General features: G+C 72.6%; 9 protein-coding genes. 5 read left to right on the top strand and 4 right to left on the bottom strand.

What is annotated here, in order from left to right:
• Window positions 1–8 precede the first annotated feature (8 nt).
• The 5 genes from VR894_RS12195 (at window position 9) to VR894_RS12175 (ending at window position 7,579) form a co-directional block, all read left to right on the top strand.
• A complete protein-coding gene (locus VR894_RS12195) occupies window positions 9–2,756 on the top strand; it encodes a hypothetical protein (protein WP_324651891.1) in 2,748 nt (915 codons plus the stop codon).
• Complete coding sequence (locus tag VR894_RS12190; protein WP_324651889.1) at window positions 2,753–3,658, top strand: sugar phosphate isomerase/epimerase; 906 nt, start codon at window positions 2,753–2,755, stop codon at window positions 3,656–3,658. Before VR894_RS12195 ends, VR894_RS12190 begins: the two co-directional genes overlap by 4 nt.
• On the top strand, window positions 3,655–4,812 hold the full coding sequence (locus tag VR894_RS12185; RefSeq protein WP_324651888.1) for a Gfo/Idh/MocA family oxidoreductase: 1,158 nt from the start codon (window positions 3,655–3,657) through the stop codon (window positions 4,810–4,812). The genes VR894_RS12190 and VR894_RS12185 overlap by 4 nt, the downstream gene beginning before the upstream one ends.
• A 120-nt stretch (window positions 4,813–4,932) precedes the next feature.
• Window positions 4,933–5,991 (top strand): non-homologous end-joining DNA ligase, encoded by a 1,059-nt coding sequence (ligD, locus tag VR894_RS12180; protein ID WP_324651887.1) that lies wholly within the window; start codon window positions 4,933–4,935, stop codon window positions 5,989–5,991.
• Between the two features lie 187 nt (window positions 5,992–6,178).
• The gene (locus tag VR894_RS12175) at window positions 6,179–7,579 is read left to right on the top strand and encodes a S8 family peptidase (protein WP_324651886.1); all 1,401 of its coding nucleotides are present in this window, start codon (window positions 6,179–6,181) and stop codon (window positions 7,577–7,579) included.
• Window positions 7,580–7,683: 104 nt separating this feature from the next.
• On the opposite strand, the gene VR894_RS12170 is transcribed toward VR894_RS12175, so the two are convergent.
• From VR894_RS12170 to VR894_RS12155, 4 genes are read right to left on the bottom strand one after another with little or no spacing between them, the layout of a single operon-like run.
• The gene (locus VR894_RS12170) at window positions 7,684–8,760 is read right to left on the bottom strand and encodes an ABC transporter ATP-binding protein (RefSeq protein WP_324651884.1); all 1,077 of its coding nucleotides are present in this window, start codon (window positions 8,758–8,760) and stop codon (window positions 7,684–7,686) included.
• Window positions 8,760–9,824 (bottom strand): ABC transporter ATP-binding protein, encoded by a 1,065-nt coding sequence (locus VR894_RS12165; RefSeq protein ID WP_324651883.1) that lies wholly within the window; start codon window positions 9,822–9,824, stop codon window positions 8,760–8,762. The genes VR894_RS12170 and VR894_RS12165 overlap by 1 nt, the downstream gene beginning before the upstream one ends.
• Window positions 9,824–10,735, bottom strand: a complete 912-nt coding sequence (locus VR894_RS12160; RefSeq protein WP_324651881.1) for a carbohydrate ABC transporter permease — start codon at window positions 10,733–10,735, stop codon at window positions 9,824–9,826. Before VR894_RS12160 ends, VR894_RS12165 begins: the two co-directional genes overlap by 1 nt.
• On the bottom strand, window positions 10,735–11,673 hold the full coding sequence (locus VR894_RS12155; protein WP_324651880.1) for a sugar ABC transporter permease: 939 nt from the start codon (window positions 11,671–11,673) through the stop codon (window positions 10,735–10,737). The genes VR894_RS12160 and VR894_RS12155 overlap by 1 nt, the downstream gene beginning before the upstream one ends.

Genomic DNA, 11,673 nt, shown 5'->3' with positions numbered 1-11,673 from the left:
GGAGCTTCATGAACGCCGGTGCCATCACGTCCGCCGGCTCGCCACCGAGCGAGCCGGGCATCGTCCTCGTCCCGCACACCCACTGGGACAGGGAGTGGTACGAGCCCCACGACGTCTTCCGCCTGCGCCTCGTGCACGTGCTCGACGACGTCGTCGCCCGCCTTGAGGCGGACCCGGAGTTCCGCTTCACCCTCGACGGCCAGGCGGCTGCCGTCGAGGACTACCTCGAGGTCCGCCCCGAGCAGCGCGAGCGGGTCGCGGCCCTCGTCCGTGCCGGACGGCTGGCGGTGGGCCCCTTCCTCATCCTGCTCGACGAGTTCTGCTGCGACGGCGAGACCATCGTGCGCAACCTCGAGCTCGGGCTGGCCCGGGCCGGGCACCTCGGCGCAGCGATGCCGGTCGGCTACCTGCCGGACATGTTCGGGCACACGGCGCAGATGCCGCAGATCCTGCGCGGCTTCGGGATCACCCACGCCTCGCTGTGGCGCGGGGTCCCGGCCGCGGTGACGGAGCACGCGTTCAGCTGGCGCGCCCCCGACGGGTCCGCGGTGCGTACCGAGTACCTCTTCGACGGCTACGGCAGCGCCCTGGACCTGTTCGCCGTGCCCGACCGGCTCGCCGAGCTCACGGCGCGGTACCGCGAGGACACCCGCTCCTGGTACGGCGCGGACCCTGTGCTCGGCATGTTCGGCACCGACCACATGGCACCGCCGCCCGACCTCATGGACCGCGTGCGCGAGCACAACGCGACCTCCGAGCGGACCGGCGCGCCGGCGATCCGGGTCGCCACGCTCACCGAGTACCTCGCCGACCGGCCCACCGACGCGGCCGCCCTCGCGGCGCTGCCCGAGGTGACGGGGGAGCTGCGCTCCCACGCGCGCGGCAACCTGCTGCCCGGCGTCTTCTCCATCCGCACCAACCTCAAGGCCGCCATGGCGCGCGCCGAGCTCACGCTCACCCAGGCGGAGCGGCTCGACGCGCTCTACGGCGCAGAGGACCACCGGTCCTTCTTCGACCTCGCCTGGTACCGGGTGGTGGAGAGCACCGCCCACGACTCGATCACCGGCTGCGGGGTCGACGAGACCGCCGAGCAGGTCGCCACCCGCCTGGCCACCGCCGCCGCCGTCGGCCGTGCCGTGAGCGAGCGCGTGCTCGACGGGCTCGCGCGCGACGTGCCCTCCGATGCCTACGTCGTCGCCAACACGCTGCCCTGGCCACGGACGGTGCAGGCCGAGGTCGTCGTCCCCGGAGCCGCCGAGGGGCAGGTCGCCGGGGAGCTCCCCACCGCCCTGGGGGACGAGCGGATGAGCGGCGCGGACCTCGTCAAGATCCTGCGCCGCATCCACGGCCGGGAGCTGTTCGGGCAGCAGATCACCGGCTACACCTGGGGTGAGGGCACGCTCCACATCGAGGTCGCCGAGGTGCCCGAGGGACCGTTCGACCTCGCCGTGCTCACCGAGGAGATCCACGCCGCCGTCGCGGCCGACGCGCACCGGACGTGGCGGGTGCTGACCACCGCGCGTCCCCGGCAGCGGGTCGTCCTCCAGGCGGAGGTCCCCGCCCTCGGCCACGTGGCGGTCCGGCCGTCGTCGTCGACCACCACCACTCCGGTGAGTGCCACCCCCCGTCACCTCAGCGGCGCGCTCCTCGACGTCGTCGTCCGCGACGACGGCACCCTCACCCTCACGGCAGCGGACGGCACCGTCCTCGACGGCGTCGCCCGGCTGGTCGACGCGGGGGACCGGGGGGACTCCTACAACTACGGGCCCGTGGCGCAGGCGCCCGCCCTCGACGCGCCGAGCTCGGTCTACACCGAGGTCGTGGCGGCCGGGCCGCTCCGCGCGGCGGTCGAGGTCGTGCGGCGTTACGACCTGCCCGTGGGGGTCGACCCCGAGGACCGCGACCGGCGGCTGGACAAGACCGAGGAGCTCGTCGTGCGCATGCTCGTCGAGCTGCGCGCCGGTGAGCCGTTCGTCCGGCTGACGACACGGGTCGTCAACACCGTGCGTGACCACCGGCTGCGCCTGCACGTGCCCCTGGGCACGCAGGTGGAGGAGTCCGTCGGCGCCGGGCAGTTCGACGTCACCAGCCGGGGGCGGACCGCCGAGGGCGGCTGGGGCGAGTACCCGCTCCCGACCTTCCCCGCCACGGGCTTCGTCTCGGCCGGCGCCGCCCACGTGCTCCTGCGGAAGCTCACCGAGTACGAGGTCGTGCCCGGCACGGACGGCGACGAGCTCGCCCTCACCCTGCTGCGCGCCGTCGGGATGATGAGCGTCAACGTCCACCCGCTGCGGGACGAGCCCGCCGGGTCGGAGATCCCCGTGCCCGGGGCGCAGTACCTCGGCACCGAGGTGACGACGAGCCTGGCCGTGCTCCCGTACGCCGGCGGCTGGGAGGAGGCGGACGTCGCGCGGTGGGCGGAGTCGTTCCGCCACGACCCGCTGGTCCGTCGTGGTCTCGCGCCCGCGGGCGGGCAGCTGCGGGCGCCGGTGACCGGCCCCGAGCTCACCGGTCCGGCGGTGCTGAGCAGCCTGCGCCGCGTCGCGGGGGACCGGCTCGAGGCCCGGGTGGTGAGCATGAGCCGCACCGGGCAGCGCGTGGGCCTCGCGGCGCCCGCCGGCACCGAGTGGTCGGTCACCGACCTGCGGGGCGAGCCGCTGCGCGTGAGCCCGGACGACGAGCTGCGCAGCGGTGAGGTCCGCACGCTCCGCGCGCCGGCACCACCCGTCGCCACCCCCGAGGAGGGACAGCCGTGATCGCCCTGGCCAACGCCCCCGTCAGCTACGGAGTCTTCGAGCTCGGCGCGAGCGCCGGCGGCCGGCTCCCCGAGCCGGACGAGCTGCTCGGGCTCGTCGCCGCCGCCGGGTACACCGGCATCGACTCCGGCCCCATCGGCATGTTCGGCCGCGGGCAGCAGCTGCGCGACACCCTGCGCCGCCACGGGCTGTCCCTCGCCGGAGGCTGGGTCGACCTGCCCTTCGCCGACGACGACGCCTTCACCGCCGCCCTCCCCGGCTACCGCGACGCCCTGGCGTTCTTCGCCGAGGCCGCCCCGCTCAACCCCGAGCTGCCCCCGAGACCGACTCTCGCCTGCTCGGGGTCGCAGGAGCGCAAGGCCAACCCCGGCGGCGGACCCGGCCTCGGCCTGAGCCCCGACCAGTGGGACCGCTACGCCGCCAACGTGGAGCACGCGGTGGCGCTGGCGACCGAGCACGGGCTGGAGCCGACCTTCCACCACCACGCCTGCACCTACGTCGAGACCCCCGAGGAGATCGACGAGCTGCTCGCCCGCACGTCGGTCGGTCTCACGCTCGACACCGGCCACCTCATCCTCGGTGGCGGCGACCCGCTCACCGGCCTGTCCCGCTGGGGCGCGCGGGTCAACCACCTCCACCTCAAGGACGCGCGTCGCGACGTGCTCGACGGCGTCGTCCGGGGGAAGGGCGACCTGCGCACCGTGTGGGCCGGGAAGGCCTTCGTCCCGCTGGGGGAGGGGGACCTCGACGTCCCGGCCGTCATCGACGCCGTCCTGGCGATGGGCTACGCCGGGTGGCTGGAGGTCGAGCAGGACACCATCCCCGACCCCTCCGACCCCCCGGGCAGGGCGCAGGCCGACCAGGTCCACAACCGCGAGGTGCTGCGGAGGTGGTTCCCGTGAGCGGGCGGCTGCGGCTGGCCGTCGTCGGGCTGGGCGGGATCGCGCAGAGCGTCCACCTGCCGCTCGTCTCGCGGCGCTGGGACCTGGTCGAGCTCGCCGCCGTCGTCGACGTGTCCGCGGACCGCGTCGAGCGGCTCGGGCGGCGCTACGGGGTCCCGGCCGGACGACGGTTCCCCGACCTGGACGCCCTCCTGGGGGCGGTCGACGACGGGCTGGAGCTCGACGGCGTCGTCCTCGCCACGAGCGGCAGCCACGGCGCCGACCTCCTCCGCCTGGCGCGCGCGGGTCTGCCCGTGCTGTGCGAGAAGCCGGTCGCGCTGAGCACCGCCGAGGTCGACGCCGTCGAGCAGGAGCTCCGGCGGCGCGGACGCGACCCGCGCACCGCCGTCCTCGTCGGCTACATGAAGGAGCACGACCCCGCCGTCGTGCGCGCCAGGCAGGAGCTCGCCGGGACCGACCTGCGGGCCGTCACGGTGGAGGTGCTCCACCCCGCCGACGACGCACAGCTCGGGTTCGCACGGCTGCTGCCGCCCGCGCAGGACGTCGGCCCGGACGTCGCCGCCGCCCTGGAGCGCTCGACCGGTGAGGCCGTGGACCGTGCAGTGGGCGCCGGGACCCCGGCGCTGCTGCGCACGCTGTACACGAACGTCGTCCTCGGCTCGATCGTCCACGACATCTCGCTGCTGCGGCACCTCACCGGCGGGATCACGGCCGTCGACTCCGCCGCCCACTGGGGCGGGACGCCGGGGTCGCTCCAGCTCACCGGGGAGGTCGAGGGCGGGGCGCGGCTCCACCTCGGGTGGCACTTCATCGCCGACTACCCGGACTACCGGGAGACGGTGACGTTCCACCACGAGCGGGGCAGCGTCCAGCTCACCTTCGCGGTGCCCTACCTCCTCAACGTCGCCACCGAGCTCGTCGTCACGGTCCGCGCCGGCGACGACGGCGGGGAGGCGCGCACGACGTTCCGCTGGTCCCAGCAGGAGGCCTTCGAGACCGAGCTCGTCGCGTTCCACGCGATGGTCACCGAGGGCACTCCTCCAGCGTCCGGGCTGGCGGAGGGGCGGGCGGACCTGCGGACCGGGCAGCGGATCCTGGCCGCGCTCGCCCGCAGTCAGGGCACCGAGCTCGCGGGGGAGGCGGCGGCGCACTGAGGCTGCGGGGCCCGAGGAGGAACGCCGTGCCGCCGGTGAGCCGTCGCTGCCGGGCCGGGACCGGTGCGCGCCGCCGGCTAAGCGGTGGGGTGAGCGGAGCAGGGGCGGTAGCGTCTGGCCATGGCAGCGACGAAGAGCCCCGCCGTCGAGATCGACGTCGCCGGCAGACCGGTCCGGATCACGAGCTCGGACCGCATCATCTTTCCCGAGCCCGGGATCACCAAGCGGGAGGTCGTCGACTACTACCTCGCCGTCGGGGACGGGGTCCTGCGCGCGCTGCGCGAGCGGCCGGTGACGCTCGAGCGCTGGCCCAAGGGCGTGCGTGAGGGGATGAAGCGCGCCACCCGCAGCGACCCCCACGGCGACGCGTTCTACCAGAAGCGGGTCCCCGCCAAGGGCGTGCCCGACTGGATCGAGACCGTCGAGATCGCGTTCCCCAGCGGCCGCACCGCCGACGAGCTGTGCCCCACCGAGCTCGCCGCCGTGGCCTGGGCCGCCAACCTCGGCACCGTCACCTTCCACCCGTGGCCGGTGCGGCGTGACGACGTCGACCACCCCGACGAGCTGCGCATCGACCTCGACCCGCAGCCGGGGACCGACTTCGCCGACGCCGTCGAGGTCGCCGCCGTCGCCCGGGAGTACCTCGCCGAGCTCGGCTGGCGCGGCTTCCCCAAGACCTCGGGGAACCGCGGCGTCCACATCTACGTCCGCATCGAGCCGCAGTGGGACTTCACCCAGGTCCGCCACGCCGCGATCGCGTTCGGCCGGGAGCTCGAGCGGCGGATGCCGGGGAAGGTGACGACGAACTGGTGGAAGGAGGAGCGCGGGGAGACGATCTTCGTCGACTACAACCAGAACGCCCGCGACCGCACGATCGCCAGCGCCTACAGCATCCGGCCGCTCGCCCACGCCCCGGTCTCCGCACCGGTGACCTGGGACGAGCTGCCCGACGTCGACCCCCGCGACCTCACCGTGCGGACCATGCCGGCCCGCTTTGCCGAGCTCGGCGACCTCCACGCGGAGATCGACGACGTCGCGCACGACCTCACCCCGCTCCTCGAGCTCTTCGCCGAGCAGGAGAAGGCCGGTCTGGGCGACATGCCCTACCCGCCCGAGTACCCGAAGATGCCGGGTGAGCCCGCCCGGGTGCAGCCGTCGCGGGCGCGGAAGAGCGACTGACGGCGGTCACCGGCACCGACGTCCACGTCGTCCGGGACCAGTGCCGCTCCGCCACCTCGCTCCGCAGCGATATCCGCGACGGCGGCGGTGGTAGCAGATGAACGCAGAGCATCTTCACAGGGGACAGTCCGAGGCTTAGTCTGAACCACAGCCCGGCGACGGTGCCGGGCCGGTCCGAGGAGGCCTCGTGAAACTCCGTTCCACCGCACTGTCCCTGTCTCTCGTCGCGGTGGTCGCGTTGGCGTCCCCCGCCACCGCGCGCAACGTCTTCGACGACGCGACGACCACTGCTGACGGCTACCACACCTACGACTCCGACCAGATCGACATCGAGCACCTCACCCAGACCGGGGAAGGTGTCTACGTCGCCGTGCTCGACACCGGCCTGCTGCCCTACTGGTCCGAGTACTTCCCCGAGGAGCGCGTCGCCACCCACCTCGGCGCCGGCTTCTACCAGACCCTCACCTTCAAGCCGGGCGCGGCGGACGCCTGCGAGGCCGTGGAGTCCGCTCGTGGCCCGCTGCGGCAGACCAACTGGGTCAGCGCGCGCGGCAGCAGCCACGGTACCCACGTGGCCTCGACGATCCTGGGCTACAGCTACGACTCCAGCGCCGACGACGCCGAGGGCTACCCCCTGCCGCCCATCCAGGTGCGCGGCATCGCGCCGGACGTCACCGTGATCCCGGTCAAGGTCCTGGCCGACTACACCATCCCCAGGCTCAAGGGCTGTGACGACCCCTCCCAGCAGGTGGTCTTCGGCACGGACGAGATGGTGGCCGCCGGCATCGACTACGTCACCGACCTCAAGGAGAGCGGCGCCCTCGGCGACGCCCCGGTCGTCATCAACATGAGCCTCGGCGGCTCGGAGCTGGTCGGCGTGGAACAGGACGCCCTGGATCGCGCCATCGTTGCCGGCGTCATCATCGTCGCCTCCGCGGGCAACGAGGGCACCGAGGGCATGGGCTTCCCCGGCGCCTACGCGCCGGTCATCAGCGTCGGCGCCGCCGGCTGGACCGGAGAGTGGACCGAGGAGCCCGGCGAGGAGCCGGACAACGGCTTCCGGTACCGGCTGTGGTGGCTGAAGAACGAGAAGGGCACCCCGCCCGCGCCGGGCGACCTGCCGCTGCCGGCCGGCAGCGGAGAGGTCGCGGAGGGGCTCGGCGTGGTCGCCGAGACCTACGTCGCCGACTTCAGCAGCCGCGAGCTCGAGGGTCAGCAGCTCGACGTGCTGGCACCCGGGTCCTGGGTGCGCGGGCCGTTCCCGGGCACGCCGGGCTACAACCACCTGCCGTGGTGGTCCAGCGGTCAGGGCGGTCCGGGCAACTACTTCTACGTCGGCGGGACCTCCATGGCGGCCCCGCACGTGTCCGCCGTCGCCGCCCTGATGCTCGAGGACAACCCCGCCCTCACCCAGGCGCAGGTCGAGTCGGCGCTCAAGGACACCGCGGTGGACATTCCGGCCGGCTCGCGGCAGGTCTGGGACCCGTTCCAGGCCGTGCCGGGATGGAGCACCATCAGCTGGGCTGAGGACGCCACCGGTGAGGGTCTCGTCCAGGCCGACGAGGCGGTGGCCGCCGTCACGCCCTGACGCCTGGACGCAGCACGCGACACACCGTCGTACGGGTGCAGAGCAGTGCTCGTGCCCCTCGACCCGACGGACCGGCGTCCTCGTGGTCGAGGGGCAGTGGCCTCCTACCGGCCCACCTCGGACAACGTCAACCCGGTGTCGGCGTCGAAGAGGTGCGCACGGTCCAGGTCGACGGTGACGGACATGCGCTCACCCGGTGTGCCGGTGACGGTCGGCCGTGCCTTGACCTTGAGCATCTCCGTGCCCACCTTGACGTCGACGACGGTGCGGTCCCCGAGCGGTTCCAGCCCGTAGAGCTCCCCGGCGAGCGCCGTGTCACCGCGCGCCTCGACGGACAGGTCCTCGGCGCGCAGACCGAGCAGCAGCGGACGACCGTCCTCCGCGGTCGTCCACCGCGGCCGCGGGAGCGTCCAGCCCTCCGCACCGACCAGCCGGTCCCCCTGGGCGTGGCAGGCGAGCAGGCTGATCCGCGGGCTCCCGACGAAGGCGGCGACCCACTGGTTGGCCGGGCGTTCGTAGACCTCGGTCGGGGTCCCGACCTGCTGGACCGTGCCCTCGCGGAGCACCGCGACGTGGTCGGCCATGGACAGGGCCTCGACCTGGTCGTTGGTGACGTAGACGAAGGTCCCGCCGAGGCTGCGGTGGATCCGGGTGAGCTCGGTGCGCATCTCGACCCGGAGCTTGAGGTCGAGGTTCGTCAGCGGCTCGTCCATGAGGAACGCGCGTGGGTTGCGGACCAGTGCGCGAGCCAGTGCGACGCGCTGCATCTCACCGCCCGACAGCTGCCCCGGCTTGCGCGTGAGCAGCCGCTCGATGTGCAGCAGGCCGGCCACCTTCTCCACGGCTGCGGTGATCTCGTCGGACCCGGCGCTGCGGGCGCGGAGCGGCGAGGCGATGTTCTCGAAGACCGTCTTGCGCGGGTAGAGGGCGTAGCTCTGGAACACCATCGCCAGGTCGCGCGCGGCCGGGGTGTCACCGGTCGCGTCACGACCGTCGAGGTGCACCGAGCCGGCGTCCAGCTTCTCGAGCCCGGCGATCGCCCGCAGGGTCGTCGTCTTGCCCGCACCGGACGGCCCGAGCACGACGAAGAAGGAACCGTCCGGCACCTCCAGGGTCACCCCGTCGAGCGCCTGCACCTCACCGAAGGACTTGCGCAGCCCGTAGGCAGCCACCGTTCCCATCAGGCCACCAGCTCTTCCGTGCTCGAGTCGTAGACCGGCGGGGTCCCGCCGGTGTGCCGCAGACCCACCGGTGCCTCAGGTCCGAAGCGGACGGTCGGGGGCATCCGCACGCGGACGTCTCGCCCCCCGCTGTCGACGACGTAGATGATCTCGTCGCCCAGGACCTCGGCGGACACCACCCGTCCCGGGACCGTTCCGTCCGCCCCGGCCGAGGTGATCTCCAGCGCCTCGGGCCGCACGCCCGCGACGAGCGGGCGGTCGCGCCGCAGCCCCGGCGGTGGGCTGAGCGCGAGCCCACCGGGCGCACGCAGCGCACCGTCCGCCACCTCGACCTCGAACAGGTTCATCGGCGGCGAGCCGATGAAGGCCGCGCAGAACAGGCTCGCCGGGCGGTCGTAGACCTCCAGGGGCGTCCCGACCTGCTCCACCCGGCCCTTGTTGAGGATGGCGATGCGGTGCCCGAGCGACATCGCCTCGACCTGGTCGTGCGTGACGTAGACCATCGTCGTGCCGAGCTCGGCCTGCAGGTGCTTGATCTCGGTCCGCGTGTCCGCCCGCAGCTCGGCGTCGAGGTTGGTGAGCGGCTCGTCCATGAGGAAGGCGCGCGGACGCCGGACGAGGGCCCGGGCCAGCGCGACGCGCTGCTGCTCCCCGCCGGACAGCCGGTGCGGCTTGCGGTCCAGGAGCGGGCCGAGCCGCATCATCCGAGCGGCCTCCTCGACCCGTTCGCGGATCTCCGCCTTGGGCCGGCCCTCGGCACGTAGCGGGAAGGCCAGGTTGTCGCGGGTCTTCAGGTGCGGGTAGAGGGCGTAGAACTGGAACACCATGGCGATGTCCCGCTCGGCGGGCGGCAGGTCGTTGACCAGCGTCTCCCCGATGTGGATGTCGCCCGACGTCTGGCGCTCCAGACCGGCCATGGCGCGCAGCGTGGTGGTCTTCCCGCAGCCGGACGGGCCGAGCATGACGAAGAGCTCGCCGTCACCGATGGACAGGTCGACGTGCTCGACCGCGACCGTCCCGTCCGGGTATCGCTTGTGCAGGGAGGTGACCTCGATACCGGCCATCAGCGCCTCACCGCCCCGAGGGTCACGCCGGCCACGAGGTGCTTGCGTACCAGGTAGGCGAACACGAGCACCGGCAGCGCGAAGACCACGGCGGAGGCGGCGACCAGGCCCCAGTTCACCGTGGTGCCGCCGATGAGGCCGGCGATGGCCGGTGGGGCCGTCCGCACCTCCTGGCTGGACGTGAGGAAGATGGCATAGACGAACTCGTTCCAGGAGAAGATGAGGGCGAAGACCGCCGTCGCGGCGATGCCGGGGATGAGCAGGGGAAGGGTGAACTTCCAGAACGCCTGCAGGCGGGTGTAGCCGTCGAGCATCGCCGCGTCCTCGTACTCCGAGGGCACCTCGTCCACGAAGCCCTTCATCATCCAGATCGTGAAGGGGAGGTTGAACGCGGTGTAGACGAGGACGAGACCGAGCCTGGTGTCGATGAGCCCGAGCTCGCGGTACATGAGGAAGACCGGGATGACGACCACCACGGGCGGCATGAACCGGGTGGAGAGGATGAAGAACAGCTGGTCCTTCTTGCCCTTGAGCGTGAACCGCGAGTAGGCCCACGCTGCGGGTACCCCCAGCAGGGTGGCCAGCACGGTCGAGGACCCGGCGACCACGACGGAGTTGAGGAACGACTGGGACAGGTCCGAGCGCCCCCCGCCGGGGGCCACGAAGACGTCCCTGTAGTGCTGCAGCGTGACGTCGAACCCGAAGAACTTCGCCGGGACGGCGTAGATGTCCTGGCCGGTCTTGACGGACGTCTGGAGGATCCACATCACGGCGAAGAGCGAGCTGCCGAGGAGCACGGCCAGGAACGCGATCTCGACGGCGGACCGGGCCCTGCCGCGGCGAGCGCGGCGGGCGCGCGGTGGGTCTGCGGTGACGGGGCCGGGGACGGCGTCGTCGACGGAGATCGCCATCAGCCCTCCTTGAGCTTGTTGAGGTAGCGCAGGTAGAACTGCGCCAGGACGATGACGACGAGGACCATGAGGATCCCGTACGCCGAGGCGGCCCCGGTGCGGAAGCCGAGGAACGCGACCTTGTAGACGTGGAACGACAACGTCTCGGTGGACACCCCCGGTCCGCCGTTGGTGAGGACGTAGACGAGGTCGAACTGGCGGAAGGCCTCGATGGCCCGGAACATCACCGCGATGAGGAGCAGCGGCCACACCATCGGCAGGGTGATGTTGCGGAAGCGGAACCACTCCGAGGCCCGGTCGATCGACGCGGCCTCGTACAGGTACTTGGGCACCGCGGTGAGCCCGGCGAGCGCGATGAGCATGATGAACGGGGTCCACTGCCACGTGTCGACGAGGATGAGGGAGAACAGCGCCGTCCGCTGCTGCGTGAGCCACTCGACCGGCTCGAGCCCGAGGGAGGTGAGCATGCTGTTGACCACGCCGAACTGCGCGTCGAGCATGAAGCGCCAGAACAGCCCGACGACGACCGGCGAGAGCATCATCGGCACCAGGAACAGCGTGGTGAGCAGCCCGCGTCCGCGCGTCCGCCGCGAGATGAGGTAGGCGATGGAGAAGCCCAGCACGGTCTGCAGGATCACCGCACCGGCCACGAACAGCACCGTCGTCAGGGCTCGCGTGTGGACCTCCGACGACGTGAGGACGTCGGCGTAGTTCTCGAACCCGACGAACCTGCCGGGCACGTTGCTCGTCGCCGAGTAGTCCGTGAACGACAGGTACAGGGCCCACAGCAACGGGAAGACCGACATGCCGAGCAGCAGGAGCATCGCCGGCGAGATGAAGGCCACGGCGAGCCCGCGGTCACGCAGGCGGGGGGACCGCCCCGGTGCAGGAGGCAGGGGTGCTGCCTCCTGCACCGGGGCGTCGGTGGACGTCGTCAT

The organism is Georgenia sp. H159 (assembly GCF_035607575.1).
Taxonomy (GTDB): Bacteria; Actinomycetota; Actinomycetes; order Actinomycetales; family Actinomycetaceae; genus Oceanitalea.
Note: the sequence above shows the minus strand (reverse complement) of the source record. Positions and strands in the feature narration are given on the sequence as shown.